The 16,612-nt window shown below is 45.1% G+C and carries 22 protein-coding genes and 4 pseudogenes; 20 read left to right on the plus strand and 6 right to left on the minus strand.

The annotated features are described in order from the left end of the window. Positions 1-275, minus strand: a pseudogene (locus tag BZG83_RS08460) (IS4 family transposase); the annotation flags it as partial. A 170-nt stretch (positions 276-445) separates the two neighbouring features. Here BZG83_RS08460 and BZG83_RS08465 point away from each other — a divergent pair. Beyond that, on the plus strand, positions 446-892 hold the full coding sequence (locus BZG83_RS08465) for a hypothetical protein (protein ID WP_077480144.1): 447 nt from the start codon (positions 446-448) through the stop codon (positions 890-892). Between the two features lie 2 nt (positions 893-894). After that, positions 895-1,719, plus strand: a complete 825-nt coding sequence (locus tag BZG83_RS08470; RefSeq protein WP_198929727.1) for a hypothetical protein — start codon at positions 895-897, stop codon at positions 1,717-1,719. Positions 1,720-1,739: 20 nt separating this feature from the next. On the opposite strand, the gene BZG83_RS08475 is transcribed toward BZG83_RS08470, so the two are convergent. Continuing rightward, positions 1,740-2,657 carry an IS5 family transposase gene (locus BZG83_RS08475; protein WP_077480145.1) on the minus strand — a complete coding sequence of 306 codons (918 nt, stop codon included), beginning with the start codon at positions 2,655-2,657 and terminating at the stop codon, positions 1,740-1,742. A gap of 89 nt (positions 2,658-2,746) precedes the next feature. On the opposite strand from BZG83_RS08475, the pseudogene BZG83_RS17125 reads away from it, so the two are divergent. The 10 genes and pseudogenes from BZG83_RS17125 to BZG83_RS08525 all read left to right on the plus strand — a co-directional run. Then, positions 2,747-3,118, plus strand: a pseudogene (locus BZG83_RS17125) (TIR domain-containing protein); the annotation flags it as partial. 262 nt (positions 3,119-3,380) lie between these two features. Beyond that, positions 3,381-3,896 (plus strand): GNAT family N-acetyltransferase, encoded by a 516-nt coding sequence (locus BZG83_RS08485; protein ID WP_077480113.1) that lies wholly within the window; start codon positions 3,381-3,383, stop codon positions 3,894-3,896. 46 nt (positions 3,897-3,942) lie between these two features. Continuing rightward, on the plus strand, positions 3,943-4,710 hold the full coding sequence (locus BZG83_RS08490) for a GNAT family N-acetyltransferase (RefSeq protein ID WP_077480114.1): 768 nt from the start codon (positions 3,943-3,945) through the stop codon (positions 4,708-4,710). 214 nt (positions 4,711-4,924) lie between these two features. Next, the gene (locus BZG83_RS08495) at positions 4,925-5,710 is read left to right on the plus strand and encodes a GNAT family N-acetyltransferase (protein WP_077480115.1); all 786 of its coding nucleotides are present in this window, start codon (positions 4,925-4,927) and stop codon (positions 5,708-5,710) included. Positions 5,711-5,877: 167 nt separating this feature from the next. Beyond that, the gene (locus BZG83_RS08500) at positions 5,878-6,264 is read left to right on the plus strand and encodes a glyoxalase/bleomycin resistance/dioxygenase family protein (RefSeq protein ID WP_077480116.1); all 387 of its coding nucleotides are present in this window, start codon (positions 5,878-5,880) and stop codon (positions 6,262-6,264) included. A gap of 100 nt (positions 6,265-6,364) precedes the next feature. Further along, entirely contained in the window at positions 6,365-6,985 is a 621-nt protein-coding gene (locus BZG83_RS08505; protein ID WP_077480117.1) for a DUF2726 domain-containing protein, read from the plus strand. Between the two features lie 71 nt (positions 6,986-7,056). Further along, positions 7,057-7,485, plus strand: coding sequence for a bleomycin resistance protein (locus BZG83_RS08510; protein WP_077480118.1), 429 nt, complete (start codon positions 7,057-7,059; stop codon positions 7,483-7,485). Between the two features lie 73 nt (positions 7,486-7,558). Then, positions 7,559-8,092 (plus strand): GNAT family N-acetyltransferase, encoded by a 534-nt coding sequence (locus BZG83_RS08515; RefSeq protein ID WP_077480119.1) that lies wholly within the window; start codon positions 7,559-7,561, stop codon positions 8,090-8,092. Positions 8,093-8,148: 56 nt separating this feature from the next. Next, positions 8,149-8,628 (plus strand): GNAT family N-acetyltransferase, encoded by a 480-nt coding sequence (locus BZG83_RS08520; RefSeq protein ID WP_077480120.1) that lies wholly within the window; start codon positions 8,149-8,151, stop codon positions 8,626-8,628. Positions 8,629-8,690: 62 nt separating this feature from the next. Further along, complete coding sequence (locus tag BZG83_RS08525; RefSeq protein WP_077480121.1) at positions 8,691-9,200, plus strand: GNAT family N-acetyltransferase; 510 nt, start codon at positions 8,691-8,693, stop codon at positions 9,198-9,200. 13 nt (positions 9,201-9,213) lie between these two features. On the opposite strand, the gene BZG83_RS08530 is transcribed toward BZG83_RS08525, so the two are convergent. The 4 genes from BZG83_RS08530 to BZG83_RS08545 all read right to left on the minus strand — a co-directional run bounded on the left by BZG83_RS08530 (position 9,214) and on the right by BZG83_RS08545 (position 11,677). Beyond that, the gene (locus BZG83_RS08530) at positions 9,214-10,041 is read right to left on the minus strand and encodes a TauD/TfdA dioxygenase family protein (protein WP_077480122.1); all 828 of its coding nucleotides are present in this window, start codon (positions 10,039-10,041) and stop codon (positions 9,214-9,216) included. Beyond that, entirely contained in the window at positions 10,038-10,289 is a 252-nt protein-coding gene (locus tag BZG83_RS08535; RefSeq protein WP_025739952.1) for a hypothetical protein, read from the minus strand. The genes BZG83_RS08530 and BZG83_RS08535 overlap by 4 nt, the downstream gene beginning before the upstream one ends. A gap of 165 nt (positions 10,290-10,454) precedes the next feature. Further along, positions 10,455-11,210 (minus strand): substrate-binding periplasmic protein, encoded by a 756-nt coding sequence (locus BZG83_RS08540; protein ID WP_077480123.1) that lies wholly within the window; start codon positions 11,208-11,210, stop codon positions 10,455-10,457. A gap of 230 nt (positions 11,211-11,440) precedes the next feature. Continuing rightward, positions 11,441-11,677 (minus strand): RNA recognition motif domain-containing protein, encoded by a 237-nt coding sequence (locus tag BZG83_RS08545; protein ID WP_069587544.1) that lies wholly within the window; start codon positions 11,675-11,677, stop codon positions 11,441-11,443. 116 nt (positions 11,678-11,793) lie between these two features. Between BZG83_RS08545 and BZG83_RS08550 the strand changes: the two are divergent. The 8 genes and pseudogenes from BZG83_RS08550 to BZG83_RS08585 form a co-directional block, all read left to right on the plus strand. Further along, positions 11,794-11,946, plus strand: a pseudogene (locus tag BZG83_RS08550) (OsmC family protein); the annotation flags it as partial. A gap of 190 nt (positions 11,947-12,136) precedes the next feature. Beyond that, positions 12,137-13,090: a hypothetical protein gene (locus BZG83_RS08555; RefSeq protein ID WP_131825069.1), complete on the plus strand. Its 954-nt coding sequence runs from the start codon at positions 12,137-12,139 to the stop codon at positions 13,088-13,090. A 14-nt stretch (positions 13,091-13,104) separates the two neighbouring features. Further along, complete coding sequence (locus BZG83_RS08560) at positions 13,105-13,692, plus strand: GNAT family N-acetyltransferase (protein ID WP_077480126.1); 588 nt, start codon at positions 13,105-13,107, stop codon at positions 13,690-13,692. Positions 13,693-13,711: 19 nt separating this feature from the next. Then, positions 13,712-14,248: pseudogene (locus BZG83_RS08565) on the plus strand (GNAT family N-acetyltransferase). After that, complete coding sequence (locus tag BZG83_RS08570) at positions 14,248-14,796, plus strand: hypothetical protein (RefSeq protein WP_077480127.1); 549 nt, start codon at positions 14,248-14,250, stop codon at positions 14,794-14,796. The pseudogene BZG83_RS08565 and the gene BZG83_RS08570 overlap by 1 nt, the downstream one beginning before the upstream one ends. 133 nt (positions 14,797-14,929) lie before the next feature. After that, a complete protein-coding gene (locus tag BZG83_RS08575) occupies positions 14,930-15,451 on the plus strand; it encodes a GNAT family N-acetyltransferase (protein WP_077480128.1) in 522 nt (173 codons plus the stop codon). Then, positions 15,444-16,019, plus strand: coding sequence for a GNAT family N-acetyltransferase (locus tag BZG83_RS08580; RefSeq protein ID WP_241825752.1), 576 nt, complete (start codon positions 15,444-15,446; stop codon positions 16,017-16,019). The genes BZG83_RS08575 and BZG83_RS08580 overlap by 8 nt, the downstream gene beginning before the upstream one ends. Next, positions 16,019-16,483 carry an NUDIX hydrolase gene (locus BZG83_RS08585; RefSeq protein WP_077480129.1) on the plus strand — a complete coding sequence of 155 codons (465 nt, stop codon included), beginning with the start codon at positions 16,019-16,021 and terminating at the stop codon, positions 16,481-16,483. Before BZG83_RS08580 ends, BZG83_RS08585 begins: the two co-directional genes overlap by 1 nt. Positions 16,484-16,612: the final 129 nt, after the last annotated feature.

Genomic DNA, 16,612 nt, shown 5'->3' on the forward strand with positions numbered 1-16,612 from the left:
GGAAAAGGATTGGCGCGCGTAATCAGATGCGCATGCCAGCGATAAATGAGATTGTTCTCTTGATGTAACAGCGTATTGCCTAATAGGCGGTCGATACGTTTAATCGCATGTTTAACTGAGGTTTGTGTCTCAAGTGCGCGCCCAAGCTTGGTGAGGGTTAAATCAGCGCCGTCGAGCAAGGTTTTAGTAGCAAGAGTAAGAGAAATAAGCCGTTTCTTGTGAATGTTGGGGCACTGTTTTGACAGTGTTTGTAGTAGGATTTGGTCATCACGCATCGTTAGCATCGCTATTGAATCTGTCTGTATCGAGTGTGTTTTTGGCGAAATTCATTAGATCAGAGGGAGTGATGCGTGTCTACCTCATTGTTTCAAAAGATATTTATGAGGGGATTCCCTAGATGCGGGCGTTATGTGCTTTCGAAATCATCAAATGTACGAGGATGAAAATGTCAGAAAATCAACCAATTAGTGTGACTGAAGAATCTCCTTCAGTTCAAGCTCATTTAGCGATGTTACAAAATGTTATACAGAGAATGGCATCAAATAGCTCTTCATGTAAATCATGGTGTATTACTTTAGTTTCCGCTGTGCTTGTAATAGTTGCGGATAAAGGAAAGCCAGATTATGCATGGATTGCATTATTACCTACGGTAATATTTGCTTGTTTAGATGCATATTACTTAGCGTTAGAAAAGGGGTTTAGAGAAACTTACAACAAATTCGTCGAAAAACTACATCGTAAGTCATTATTTAGTTCTGATTTATATGCAATCAAGCCACAGGAGRAAATGTCAAAACATCAGGTTGATGCAATGAAGTCAATTTCAGTTTGGGGATTTTATATTCCATTAGTGTTTATGATTTATATAACTAAAATAATAGCAATTGGTTGATTATGGCGGGTATTGTAAAAAGAAAATACGAATCAGAAACAAGAAAATTACAAAAGTCATTTACACGACCTTTGAATTTAATATCAGAGGCGTTACCTGAAGAGTATGATAAGTATTTGTTGTTAAAGTTATTTAAAGAATTGTTCCCATTAATGTGGGATAGCTTAAACAAAAGATATGAACAATATGAAAGCAAGGATAAGTTCCTAGCTAAAGTCGGTAAGAGAAAAAGATATTATCATGATAAGCCTGATGTTTTTTTCTTCAAGTTACTTAAAGTTAAGCATATGGTTTCAGATGGTCAACGTGCAAGACATAAGAAAAAGTTTAATGAAAAAAATGCCCAACTGGCATATCAATCATTATTAAATAAAGCAAATAATAAAGTAAAGGCGCATGAAAATAAAATGGCGTCTAGAAATAGAGATCTACAAACAGTAGATCCGTTATACATTGATGCATTTCTATCTGCTTACCATAAAAGAGGAATAACAATTCAAGGAAAAGTTGAAATATTTAATGAACTAAAGAAATATAACACTCCCCAAGTCATAGAATTTTTTCAGAAGTTAAACGATAGTGAAAGAAATAACCAAGTTAGGAGGATGGCATTTGAGCATCTTCAAACACTTGGTGCTTCAGTGAGACTTAGAAAAAATTTTAAGGGTATAGTAAAATCGTATAATACAGAGACAGATCGGTTTATTGTTTCTCCAGAAGATTTGTACCAAAGATTAGAGTCAAATACTATACAAAATAAAAAGAAGTTCCATGCGTTTATCTCGCATAGCGGCGTTGTTGATCAAATCATTCACCTAACGCACTGATCCCAATGGGGTTGCCCCCATCAATCAACTCGGTAACTAACAGGCATACCAAGTCTTATGACTTTGTTTATTGCTTTCACGTTGGCCAATGTTTCGCCAACTTGTGCATCGTAATCACGTAGTGTCAGCTGAGGGCTGATTAACGTTTTGTATCGAGACATGCCTGTTTCTGACAGAGAGCGTTGGTGATAACCTTCTTCTCGTTTCCAGTTTGCCAAGTTACCCGATTTCAAGGCACTGACGGCTGCATTGCGAGGGTGACCGTCCTCCCAGTAACCCGCATTGCTGCGCGGTGGAATGGTCGGTTTGATGCCTTTTTTCTTGAGCACCTGATGACAGGCCTTCGTATCGTAAGCGCCGTCAGCACTGACTTGGGCAATTTTTCGGCGTAACGGGTTGAGCAGCGTCGGCAAGGCTTCATTGTCACCAACAGACGCTAAGCTAACGACGGCAGAAATCACTTCATGTGTACTGTCGTCAATCGCGAGATGCAGCTTGCGCCAAACACGGCGTTTTTCCTTGCCATGTTTGCGCATTTTCCATTCTCCCTCGCCAAACACTTTTAAACCGGTGGCATCAATGACGACGTGRGCAACGGGCCCACGACTGGGTAATCGGTARTTAACYTCAACCGTCTTCGCCCGTTTRCTGATACAACTGTATGACGGCGATTTKAGCGGTACGTCCATCARRCCAAATATCGAGTCGAGAAAGCCTTGAAGGGCGCGAAGAGGGAGCTTGAAAATGCCTTTAACCATCAGTGCTGTTTCAATGGCACCATCGGTAAACGTAAACCCTCTGCCTCGTTTGCCATGATGCTCTTTGCAGTGCCAAGTCTGGATAGCGGCGTCATCAACCCAAAAGGTAATCGAACCACGATTAATCAGTGCTTGATTGTATTGCTTCCAATTGCTGATTTTATACTTGGCTTTGCTCATCATCGGTGACCTGTTTGAGGCGTTGATGATCTGATCGCGGCTCGGATGATAAGTTCAATGATTTAGGAAACAACGCCTCGCATAGCTATAAAGACTCTGATTTAGTAAGGCAGGTTAAGCAGAGCCTTAATAATCATGATTTAAGTGTTTACTGTGACTGGACTAGTGATAATGATTTTTTGAAGCGAAATCTAGTAAGTGACTACACCAAAATGGTGCTAAAAAAGCGAATTGAACAATCAAGGTGTATTGTATTTCTGCAAACAAAAAACTCCGTGAATACAGACAATTCATTTACATCACCTTGGATATCATTSGAAATTGAACATGCGTTATCAATCGGTAAACCAATATATAGCTTAAATTTCACCAACGATAGCGATATGTTTAAACAAGTGAAATATTTTATTGATAATGGTATTGAAATTGATGATGCCGAAGTCAATAAAATACGCACGTAACAAACGAGCATGTCGTCAATCGTTGAATTTTGGCGAGATCTCTATCCCACATCACGCCGTCTTTGAGCATTGAACCTAAGCTCACCATCATCTCACGTTCACAGGCAATAATGGCAATTTTTTGTAATTAATCTCTGAATAAAGAGAAAAGTGGTGTTTAGCGAGCTCAACTTTTTTCTCCTAAAACAGTACCGAGCTAGACGGTGTCGTCTTGATAATTCGAGTGATGGTGAACATCGACGATATAGAGTAAGGATATTGCATGGAAATTAGGACTGGCAAGCATACAGATGTATCGGCTATTACCGACATTTTTAACTTTTACATCGAACATACCAATGCTCGATTTGAGGTAGAGCCGTTCACAGTAGAGAATCGCCAAGAATGGTTTTCGCAGTTTTCAAGTGGAACGAAGCATCAGCTTTATGTTGCGATAGAATACGGCTTAGTATGTGGTTTTGCATGCTCCCAACCGTATAGGGTGAATTTTGCTTTTGACGATACGGTCGAGGTGACAGTGTATTTAGCGCCAGAGGCGAAAGGCAAAGGCTTAGGGACTAGGCTGTATAAGCGGTTATTCTCATCGATAAGCACGTGCGGTGTTCATCGCGCACTGGCCGGTATTGCGTTGCCAAATGATGCATCAATAGCTTTGCATAAACGCTTTGGTTTTAAAGAGGTTGGTGTTTTCGACGAGTACGCAAGAAAAAATGGGCATTATATTAGTTCAATTTGGTTAGGAAAGACGTTGGATGCTATGCCTGATTGTGTTGATTAGTTCATAACTAGCGTATTTCTGCAAGGTAGCAATCAATGAGGATAAAATGAATACAGTGGATGTAATGCGAGACTACAATGAGTTTGAGCGAAAGCTTGTTCCCTCGTTTAATGGTGTAAAGGAGTCAGATAATAATCTGACGAAGTTCGTATCAAAAGATCGTTGTGGTAGTTATATTTCTTTCTTTGATTTTGACGAAAATATTGCTGAATCAATAGTTAAAGAGCAGCTAGTATACTTTAGCCAACGCAACTTATGCTTTGAGTGGAAGACATATAGTACCGATAATCCAAGTAATATCGGCAGTGTATTACTCGCTAATGGTTTTGAAAAAGAAGATACCGAATCATTTATGGTTTTGGATCTTTCAAAGGCCATTGGTGAGCCCTTTGATGAATCTCAGATCACAGAGGTTTCTGACAGCACAGGCATTCGTGACGCAATAAGGGTTCAAGAACAAGTTTGGGGTGGAGACTTCGATTGGCAATACAACTACCTAATGAGTCTCAAAGAAAATTCTCCAGATTCAGTGTCCATTTATGTAGTGTATGTCAACGATCAACCAGTCACTTCTGGCTGGCTAACGTTTAATGGAAGCAGTCCATTTGCAGGTATTTGGGGCGGAAGCACAATCGAAGAATTTCGCGGTAATGGGTATTATAGTTTGCTCCTTAACAAACGCATCGCTGAAGCGAAATCGAAACGGGTTAAATATCTTATAATCGATGCCTCAGATATGAGTAAACCAATCGTATCAAAGCGTGGTTTTGAAGTCGTAGCGACAACAACGGGATACACTTCACCAAATAGCTAATAAACGATTAGCTGCCTCTGGCACTTCTTTCAGCGCGAGAGCAGCCAATAAGTAAGCGTATATACTGTTACCTTAAAAGTGGTACTTAGAGAGACTAGCGTCAAAGTTAATTGATTAGATATAGTTACCTTCTGTATTCAAGGTTGTGTCTAAGTGATGTTGATTATCAATAAAGGGATAATCTGTTAATTTTTAATATAGTATCGAGGGAACGATGCAAGATAAAAAAGTAAGAGACGCCTATAACGTTTATTTTTACTTTAATAATGAACGAACGCTCTCAACTGATTTAGACAGTGAACTTTTTTCGGTTGAATCTGAAGGTTGCTCTGTCTTCGTGGACAAAACACGTAAGTATGATAACCAGATAATCATCCATGAATTTTCTAGCATAGAGACTTTAGAGAGTTATCTGAGTTTTTACACACATAACTTGCCCCCTGAAATCTCCGTCGAACCGCAGGCAACAACAAATGATCTGACAACATGGTTATTAAATCGTGACTTTATGCCGGAATATGAGCATGAATTTCTCGAACTGAAGTCGAATGATTATGTGACGTGTGCAGATAAATCCCAGCAAGTGTCAGTTGAACGATGGTCACATGATAATGTTGATGATTTTTTATCTCTACTTAAAACGTCAGGTTTAGAGTGTTCTAACGAAATCTGGCAGAAGAAACGTCCGCTTTACTGTACAGAAATGTTTCGTTGCTATGTTGCGAAAATAAACGGTGAGCCATGTGCTTGGGCAACGAGTTATATCGAGGGCGAATATGTAATACTCGCCAATGCGTATACACAAGAAAGTTATCGTTCGAAAGGGTGTCAGACTGCGCTACTTCGAGCACGAATTGAAGATGCTATTTCTTTAGGTGTTAAAGTGGTGTTGACTGATGTCATGCCAAACAGTACGAGTAGTCGTAACTGTAAGTCAGTCGGCTTTAGGCGTGTTGGTGTGAGAAGCGTATGGTGTAAAAATAGAGATACCCATAGTTGATATTAAGCTTCACCCTTTCAGTGTGATTAGGGATACATATAAGATCATGTTAATTGAGCCTAAATCACACTAACGATAGCGGCGTCGGCTGATTGCTAAGACGGTTTGATGAATTACTGGGTTACGACAGTTCATTTTTTATCGAGAAGTTTTTCGAGTCACTTTCAATGAATAATAAACAAGATTCTTCCAATGGTATATCCGTCTATCCATCTGCGTTGCTTATACATGTACCGAATGTAAATGAAGGGCTAGAGTGGTATCGCAAGGCTTTCCCTAATGCAACGCCTATGTATTATCCAGACTTTGATTTTACCGCCCTCGACTTAAATGGTTTTCAGTTGGAAATTGTGCAAGCCGATGAAAAAGTCCGCAATGGTAAGTGCGGAACTGTGCTGTATTGGCTGGTTGATGACTTGTTAAGCGCTCTAGAGCACTTTAAGGCAATCGGCGCTGAGTTATACCGCGGTCCAATAGCGATCGAGCATGGACTATCTATGTGCCAAGTCGCTGATCCATTTGGAAACCTAATTGGGCTCCGTGGGCCTGTTTGATGAATGAGAAGAGTTAGCAAGGGAAAAAATCAACGAGTTGTCATCTAAGTAAACCACAATGGAGTGTGCTTCTTGGGCACACAATCAGGGAATATTGATAATGTTATATCTTGGTGTTTTAATCGTTTTTATCTATCTGGTGTGGAAGTTTACAAAGGATAGCCAACCAACGGATACTCGGTGGAAGAGAAAGGAGCCGTCTCTTAGTCAAGAAACGGAGAGCTCAAAATACGCTGATAATCAGATAGATGATGATAATCCGCATAAACGTCGATTTGAGAGGGTTGAGCATAAACGCCAATCACATCTTGCGACTAGAAACGAGCAGAAACTCTATTTTGCTCTCCAAAAGGCTCTTCCCTCTGATTATGTCATTCACAGCCAAGTGTCTCTTATGGCGCTCGTTAAGCCCGTCGACTTCCGGCATAACTCTCGTACATGGGCGAAGCGTATGGATTTTGTGATAACTGACAAAACGACAAGAATACTCGCTGTGATTGAATTAGATGATGCGACGCATCAATGGACGAAAAGACAGGCACGCGATCAGTACGTAAATGAAGCGCTTTATGGTCATCATAAACTGATACGTATTCCGTCAGCGAGCTTTTATGAACCATCAAAAATCGCAGATATATTATCTCGTGAAGTAGATATCAAGTGTAATAACTTTGAAGAAAAACATTCGCTAAGTGATGTTAGTAAACCAAACGTCACTTAGTGTTTAATGCAAGTAAGCTCGTCAAGAGATTAAGAGTAAAAAGTTCGTTGTTTATTATATAAAGGGGTTTAATGGAAGAATATTGTAATCCAATGGTGCCAGAGTTAACTGTTAGTGATTTTGAAAGATCGCTCCATTTTTATCAGGGTTTGCTTGGGTTCAAAATTAGAAATCAACGCACCACACCAAAATTTGCTTACTTAGAGTATGAGAAGGTTCATATTATGATTGAGCAAATGCACGACGCCGGATGGGAGACAGGGGCACTCGTCTACCCACTCGGGCGAGGTGTTAATTTTCAAATAGAGTTAAGTGATATTTCGCCGGTTCTAGAACGCTTGGTTGCGTCTGAAACTCCTCTTTATCAAGATCAACAAGAAAACTGGTATGACGAAGGGACGGTGCTTTGCGGTCAACGAGAGTTTTTGGTTCAAGACCCCGATGGCTATTTATTACGCTTTAGTCAATTCCTCGGAGAGAAAGAAAAAGGTGGTTTGTAATCAATGTTCGAAACGTAACATCGGGTGAGTATCGCCATGTTTTTTATTACTTATGTGACAGAGAAACTAGCCAGTGAAAATCGTTGAGGCAAAGACAGCAGATTTAGAAGCATTCTATGTCTATCTGAATGCTCAGCTTGAAGAGAATAACACCAACAGTGCGCCAAGCTTCCAGCCGCTTTCTAAAGCATGTAGCTATGTATCCGAAGAGTTAAAAGCGAAGTTTCAAGACGGATTTCAGTTTGAGGTAGGGCAGACAGGCTGGAGAAAACTATGGTTGGCTAAAGAAGAGAATAATACCATTGTTGGTCATATTGACTTGCGTCAGTATAACGAACCATACAAGGCTCATCGCGTTATGCTTGGGATGGGAGTTGAAAGTCGTATTAGGCGACAAGGAGTAGGGGCGGCATTAATTAATGCCGTGGTGGTGTTTTGTCAACACACAGAGCATGTCAGATGGCTTGACTTGAACGTGCTCTCTAACAATCTACCCGCCAAAAAACTATACGAAAAATGTGGCTTTAAAGTGATTGGCAATATGTCGGATTGCTATCGAATCGATGGTCATTCTGTTGATGAGTTAACGATGACCCGTGCTATCTAGCACTAACTTTTGCGCGCGTAATGGAGATAGAGAWTATCTTGAGTAAGGATACACCCATGCACCTGACTTTCCGTCCCATCAATCTTGAAACCGATTTTGCTTATTGCGTAGCTGCACGTCGGGACGCTTTTGTGTGTAGCTTTGGCTCCGATGCGGGGTTTGAAGACTTTCTAACGGGCTATTATGAACGGGTGAGTAAACGCATGAATCAGCCCGAGTGGTTTTATCGGCATATATTTTTCGATGGAGAATGGGCTGGGCAGCTTGAATTTCGCAGTACGTCGACCGAGCCTGAGACGGGTTATGTGCATCTCATCTACCTTGCACCTGCTTTTCGTGGTCGAGGGCTGGCCCCTTTGCTGCAGCGCTATATCGAAACTACCTTAACAAACGCGGGGTGCCGCCGAGCGTTGCTATCTGTAAGCCGTGATAACCATCGTGCGTTAGCCTTTTATCGCCAGCACGGCTGGGAATTTGTTCGCGCTAACCCCAAACATGCGAAGACCGATTTTTATCAGTGTTGGTTGCCGGCGTAGATACTTATTCGCGCCAATATGCGATTATGGTGCGATAGAATGTTTCAGTAGGCGAGTGATTTATGACACTGATATGCCGGTCAAAAAGGCTCAATGTGCGACAGTTTACACTCGACGATGCGCCGTTTATTGTGGAGCTGCTTAATGATGCGTCGTTTATACGCTATATCGCGGATAAAAAGGTGCGTACTGAGCAAGATGCGATCGAGTATCTCCGTCACGGGCCGCTCGCGAGTTATCAAGCACATGGCTTCGGTTTAAATCTGGTGGAACGGCGGGAAGATGGTGAGCCCATCGGTATGTGCGGTGTGCTTAAGCGCGATGAGTTGGCATATCCAGATTTAGGCTACGCGTTTTTATCGCGTTATACCGGGCAAGGATACGCAACAGAAGCCGCCGAGGCGGTGCTTGAAGCAACCCTGTTAGCGAGCGGACTAAGTACTGTTCAGGCCGTTACCTTACCGGACAACCAACCCTCAAACCGCTTGCTTGAAAAGTTAGGGTTTCGGCTGCAAAGCCAAATCATGCTTTATGGGCATCGCAACAATCTGTATCAATATACCCGCGTCTGAGCGCCATGAGTTGTTACTGAGGACTGTCCCCCTGAACGGTGACGCGGTGCAATCGTCTGGGCGCGTCACCATAATCGGTTACCGCGTAGTGCTGGGTGGCGCGATTATCCCAGATAGCCACCGAGTGTTTTTGCCAGCGAAAGCGAACGTGATATTTCGATTGGCGTGCTTGACTAAACAGTGTCGCAAGCCGTTGTTGGCTAGCTGCTTCTGGCCAATCGGCAATCGCGCGAGTAAATTGCTCGTTAATAAATAGCACGTCTTGGCCGGTTTCAGGGTGGGTTTGCACCATGGCACGGCGAATCGGTGGGTAGTCTTGAGCGCGTTTCGTCACCACACTCTGGCCGTCGGCGTCTTGATGATCGTAACGGCTGCCTTCAAAGGCGTGCAGTGCGTGAATGGTGTCGAGCTCGCGTAGCTCGGCTTTTTCTTCGTCGGTGAGATCAGCCCATACTGCTGCCATGTCACACCAAATCGTATCCCCGCCATGTTCTGGTACATATTGCGCGTGCAAAATCGAGCACTTGGGCGGCACCGCTTGCCATGTCATGTCGGTGTGCCAATAGCTTTGGCTGGGTGGATTACCGCGGCTGGTTTCAATCACGACCACTTGCTCGTTGTCGGGCAGGTGCGGAAAAAACGGGTGACGTGGCTCAAGCTCGCCGAAGCGTTTTGCCAGTGCGACATGGTTGTCGGTAGATAGAGGCTGCTCGCGAAAGAAAAGCACTTTGTAGCGTAAAAATGCTTGGTACAGCGCCGCAAACTCAGCCTCTGAAAGCTGGGATAAATCGATATTATCGATTTGCGCCCCTAACGTATTGCCTAAAGGGGTGATCTTCATTTGAACCATACCTTACCGCCAATAAATTTATAGGCTGGTGTGCCTCGCACTAGGGTATCACGCGCAAAGGGCTGTTCGCATTGAGGGCAGTGACACGGCGTGGTGGTGGCATCTTCAACAATCCTTTCTTTAAAGCACTTCACCAATGCACCTTTGCCACCTTTGCGATATTTAAACAGTGGCGCATTACAACGTTTACAGAAAATATCGATGGTTTTAGTGGGGCCTTTTTTATTCGGCTTTGCCATGTTGATTGATCAGACCTGAAAATAGAACTCACCGTGATGATGGTGACGAGTGTGGGACGGGCTGTCAATCTTCTAAGCCATTGCGTCCCCAAATTACTGTTTGAGTTTGCTGGCTCGCTGAATGGTGCGCTCACCGCTTAAAGTGGGTGAGCGCACGCGTCGGAATTATTGATTCAAGGCGGATGCGAGTTGTTCGAAGTATTCTTCAATTAAACGATCGTATTCGCCACTTGCTTTCATGCTTGCAACGGTGTCGTTAACTTGCTTCACATCTTGCTCGCTCATCTGGCCTTTTTTAGAAAAGGCGATATAGCTGGGGGTGGACTCAATGGGTGGCGTTTGAATGGCAATATCCGATTGCACGCCCATTTGAACGGCAACATAGCKGGCGCCAAACTCATTGTTGACCCAAAAATCAACACGGTTTGCTTGGAGGAGTTGGACGCATTGTTCGGGTGAGCTGACGCGCCTGACGCCTTTGAAGCGATTTTGCGCGACCATATCATCCAACCATTTTCCGTAGCTGACGTTGTTGATCAGGCAAATTTGAAACTTATTAATGGTGTTTTTATCCCAAGTTACGTTGGCGGTTTTGTTACCAATGGCGACGATATTTTGGTCAAACAGTACCTCATCAATATAGCGGGCAAATGTCTCGCGCTCGTCGGTTTTAAATGCCGTGAAAATGCCATCAGCTTCTCCGGTTTCGACATAGTTTATCGCTCGTCCCCATGGCAGTACTTGAATGCTGATGGGCTTCTCCATTTCTTTGAAAACGCGTTCAACCAGTTCCACAGCAACACCATCGACCACATTACCGTCTCGCGTGATGTAGGGAGGGTATTCGAGCGTCACTAACTTGATCTGAGCACTTGCGGTAAAGGACATCGAGAGTAGAAACAGAAAGATAATCTTTTTCATAACGGACCCCTAATCGGTGTTGGTGTCATGTTTACTGCAAACTTCTGATACGTCATGCCAGTATAGATAATGCACAGCGATGTCGAGGGATTGTTCGTTTTGGGATATGCGTTTTGATGGACGAGAAGGGTGAATTATGAAGAGGTCTGATGTCAGCACAGTGTGTATTGACGCTAATAGCGAACTATTCCCACCCCAGTGGATGAGAATAGCAAAAGAGAGTGTCGCGGTTAGTTTGCGACTTTAACGCGGATTTTGCTTTTCGCAACGCTGGTTAAGTGTAACGCCGCCATCGCGGCTTTAGCCTGTGTATCATCAGGCATGGTCACAAAAGCAAAGCCTTTGGATTCGCCAGTCTCTTGGTCCAGTACCAGATTACATTCGGTGACATCACCATACTCAGAAAACAGCTGACGAAGTTGGTGTTCGGTGGTGGTGCGAGCAAGATTGCGAGCTAATAATTTCATTGTTGTCCGTAATTGTCGAAGTAACAGCGGCAATTGTCTCAATAAAGGGTGGCATGACCAAGTAATAGTTTGGCGATGTGATGAATAAGCGAGTCAAAGGCTCGTATTCCGATATTGATGGCGGCTTTGGTATTGCCGTGAAGTTGGCGGTTTCTGTCGGTGATCTGGATAAAGACACCGCGCAGTCATTGGTGGAACAAGCACACCAAGTCTGCCCGTATTCTAATGCCACGCGTGGTAATATTAAGGTTGAACTGTCAGTGATTTAACCTAACTGGCAAGCTATGATAAGGGAGTACTGTTAAGCAGGGCTCCTTTTTTTATGTCCGCTTTCTTATGGAAGCAGCGCGTTGTTCGGTGCTCCCTAACCTCGAGTGCTCAGCATTGACCGCTAAGACTATTGATCACGAAGACTAACGCGCGAGCCCTATACCAATAACAAGGATGATGAAAGCTAACATGCCAGACGCTACCAGTAAGCTTATCGAGATAAGTGTCGCTCCGCTAAAGAATGAAGACATAGAGGGTGTTCGCCAGGTATCGTTACCTGACCAACAAGTAAAGTTTGCGGGGACCGCAGATGAGTTTCTTGCCGAGGACAGTGAGGCCATTCACCGCCATGTGATCAAGCGACAATGGCTTAGGGCAGGCTCAGACTTGCACACGATGTGCAAACAGATAGCTCAAATCATGAGTGTGTTGTTTGTGGGGGGACTATCAACGGGTGCTTATGCGCAAGGGTTGGATTTTCGCGTYGAAACGGGTGGGGTGGCGTTTAGCAAAAATAATGTCAGCATCCCCGGAGATACCGGCACTCGTTTTGATATGACCGATTTAACTGGGCAGTCTGCCACGCCCTATGTGCGTTTATATGGCACGTATCACTTTAATCCCCAGCATGCGGTACGCCTAACCTTTGCGCCTTTATCTGTCGATGGACGCGGCACGCTGTCAAAAAGCATCCAGTTTCAGGATCAGAGTTTTGCTGCTGGGCAAGCCATTGATGCGGACTATCAATTCAATACCTATCGTGCGACATACCGCTGGACGTTTTACGACCAGGGGCCTTGGCAGTGGGGCGTCGGTGCCGCCGCATTGGTGAGAGATGCAGAAATCACCCTCGCGCAAGGTGAAACAAAAGCAACGAAATCCAACGTTGGCGTGGTGCCCTTGTTGCATGGATATGGTCAATATCGCTTGTCCGATCGCGCGGCGTTGATCTTAGATCTGGAAGGCGCGTGGTCACCCATGGGGCGAGCAGTCGATGCGGCGCTAATGTTGGAGTATCACCTTGGTGATGGCTGGTATGGCGCGTTGGGTTATCGCACCCTAGAAGGCGGCGCGGATAACGATGAAGTCTATAACTTTTCTTGGCTTCACTATGGCCTAGCCAGCCTCCGGTACCGGTTTTAAAGGCGAGGGCAGAAATGGAGATAGCGACCCAGCAAGGATGGCCGCTTGAGCAAGCACAAAACGTCGCTGAGTTATATGAGCAGGCGTTTGGGATGAAGTTCGCACGGGCAATCCCTAATCAGGCAGCGCGCGTGGCGATACTATCCCGATGTTTCGTCCCAGACTTTTCGTTTGCTGCTATGCAAAACGGCAAGGTGGTGGGGTTGGCTGGGTTTCAAACCCAAGCCGGCGCGTTGACACAGGGTATGGGCGCAAAACAACTGATCGATAGCTTGGGGCTCATCAAGGGTACTTGGGCCTGTGCAGTATTGGCGCTGTTTGAGCGTAAAGCGGCACCCAATGAATTGGTGATGGATGGCATTGCTGTTGATAGCGCGGTACGCGGGCAGGGGATTGGCTCCCACTTGTTGGATGCCATTATGGATTATGCCCAAGCGCATGGCTTTGAAAGCGTTCGGTTGGATGTGATTGATAGTAACCCCAGAGCCCGCAAGCTTTATGAAACCAAAGGCTTTGTCGCCACTAAAGAAGAGCGCTTTCCGCACCTAAAATGGTTAGTCGGCTTTTCAGGCGCCACCACCATGGTTAAGGCGCTGAGCTAAAACAACAAGAGAGACAAGGATGTTTATGATTGAAACACGTCGACTTGTGCTGCGTGACATGCAGCCGAGCGATGAAGAGGCGTTTGTTCACTTAACGCAACACCAGAAGTACCAGCGTTTTTATAGCGAAACGGACTGCCAGCCAGAGACATACCGAGACTTACACGCGCGCTTTATTGAACAAGCCAACGCAAATCCACGCGTGGCTTATCAGTTGGCGGTTATCTGCAAGCAATCAGAAAAATGTATTGGCACTGTCGGTTTAAGGCTTGAGGACAACCATCAAGCATCCATCGGGTGCGGCTTAGCTGTGGAGGCTTAGGGCGCGGGGCTAATGAGAGAGGCGGCTGTCGCACTGGCCAATTTCGGTTTTGATTGTTTGGGCGTGCATCGGTTATACGCTGAGACCATTTACGATAATCTCGCTGCAACCAAGCTTTGTCGTTCACTTGGCATGCGACAAGAGGCCCATTTTCATCAGCATCGTTTCTTTAAAGAACGGTGGTGGGATACGGTGGTTTACGCCATATTACGACACGAATGGGTGCAAGGATGATGAAAAAAGCACTGCTTGGCGCACTGATCGTTACACTGCAAGCGTGTACCAGTACGCCCGTTGGTAATGAAACGACCGACGCTGCAGAATGTGTCGGTAGCACGGCGTTGCCAAGCGCATTGGCAGATAAGTTTGTAGCCGTGGACGATCCAGCGCTACTGGCGGCGTCGCTGGGTCAGCCATTGGAAGGGAAGCTTTGCCAAGGCAAGGTATATCAGGCGACTGAAGGGGTAACAGTGTATCGTGCGTGGAATAGCACCAACCCGCATAGTCAGTTTGGTCACTGGTGGGCGTTATCACAACCGTCTGGCTTGGTGGCGGATTATCGCCAAGACTATGAGATTTGTTATCAATGGTCGCCGCTCGATAAATTGGTACAGTGCACCTTGCAACCGGGCGCCAAGATTGTGGTGGGTAACGGTCAAAGTGCGAAATGTTCCGAGTATTTAACCTATCCAACCTCAAGTGCCCAACAAGTTTATCTGCAAGAGGCGGAGCAAGCGGTTCAACATTGTCAAACGTTTGATGCGGTGATGCGTTGGCAGTGATGCGCGGCAATCAACAACTCAATCACATCTAGGTGGCGAGCGCTAAGGCGGCGGATGATAGGCGGCCAATAAGGGTTTATTTCTTAATATCAATGAGATAGCCTTGTTCTATGACAAGAATTGGAACAAGCACATGGAATTAGTCGCCCCCGCACTCAATCACCAAGCAGCCTTTACACGTTTTTATGATGATTTTGCTCAGTTTGACCCCGACAATGCCGATTACTATCGGCCGGGGAAAGACGATTTCCCCACTTACGTGACTCGGTTATCGGATGAGGCATTGGGTAAAAACCTTCGTAAAGGGTATGTGCCGTGTAGTCATTTTTGGCTGCTTGATGCTGAGCAACAAATCATTGGCGCGATTCGGATCCGCCATCACATCAATACGCCATTTCTAACCCAAGAAGCTGGACACATTGGCTACGACATTGCGCCATCATATCGTGGACGCGGATGTGGCAAGCAAATGTTAGCCTTAGCACTGCCCAAGGCGAGAGAGCTAGGGATCACTCGCGCTCTAATTACCGCGAATGAAGACAATATGGCATCGCGCAAAGTAATTGAAGCCAATGGCGGCACGTTGGAAAACATCATCAATGGTGAAGTGTTCAATGAATCATTGGCGCGGTACTGGGTGGATATTAATGGATGATTCCCCGCGCGTAGACCAACTGGACAGTGACCGTCTGTTGCTAGTGGCGCCCAATATGACCCATCAGCCTTTAATTTTAGAAGCCGTGTTGGAAAGTCAGCACACCCTTGCGCCTTTTATGGATTGGCTTCCGCACGCGTTGACCGAATCGAGCTCGATTGAAAACACCCAACAAGCGATTGATGACTTCGACATGTTTATCAATGAGCTACGCTACTCAATTTTTGAAAAATCGACGGGGCAACTGGTGGGTGTGATCAGCTTAATCATCCGCAACATCGCGATTCCTTATTTTGAAATAGGCTATTGGCTGCGCAGCTCCAAAGAAGGCCTTGGCTATATGAGCGAAGCGGTGCGAACGCTAGAGCAGTATGCGTTTAATGACCTTAATGCCAAGCGTGTCGAAATCAAAACTGCCTACGAAAATACCCGCAGCCGTGCGGTAGCCGAGCGCTGTGGGTATCATCAAGAAGCGATACTTATCAATGACCGTATCCTGCCGAGCGGTGCGATTTCTAGCACTGTGGTTTATGCAAAAGTGGCGGCATTTGAAACAGAGGAGAAATAATGATCCCTGTGAATACTTCCGTGGTCTCGGGCGTAGCGCTCTCTCGTATTGACGGGGAGACAAAAATGCTACTGATGAAGCGAGTGAAAGGTGGCTTCTGGTGCCATGTTGCGGGCTCGATTGAAGCGGGTGAGACCGGAGTGGACGCCATCGTCCGTGAGTTTAGCGAAGAAACCCAGATTGCGGTGGCTGATTTATATAACGCGCAATTTTTGGAGCAGTTTTACGAAGCATCGGTGAATGTGATCGAACTTATCCCTGTATTTGTGGTGATGTGTGATGATAATCAAGCCATCACGCTTAATGAGGAACACACCGAGTTTCGCTGGTGCTCACTTGATGAGGCAAAAGCCTTGGCGCCGTATCCAAATCAGCATGCCGTATATGATCATGTTTGGGCTTACTTTGTTGATCAGCCCGTTAACCCGTTATATCGCGTCAACTTGCCTAACCATCAGGAATGAACCATGAGAATGGAACGCTTTTTTACTCAAGATGACATCATATTGCACGGTGACACGGTTTCCTTGATACCAGTTAAACCTTGATTATAAGCTGGCGCGCTACCGTGGTTAAATTCGCGTTTTGCAATA

Origin of the sequence: Salinivibrio sp. PR919, assembly GCF_001995355.1 — a bacterium.
In the GTDB taxonomy this organism is placed as follows: domain Bacteria; phylum Pseudomonadota; class Gammaproteobacteria; order Enterobacterales; family Vibrionaceae; genus Salinivibrio; species Salinivibrio proteolyticus.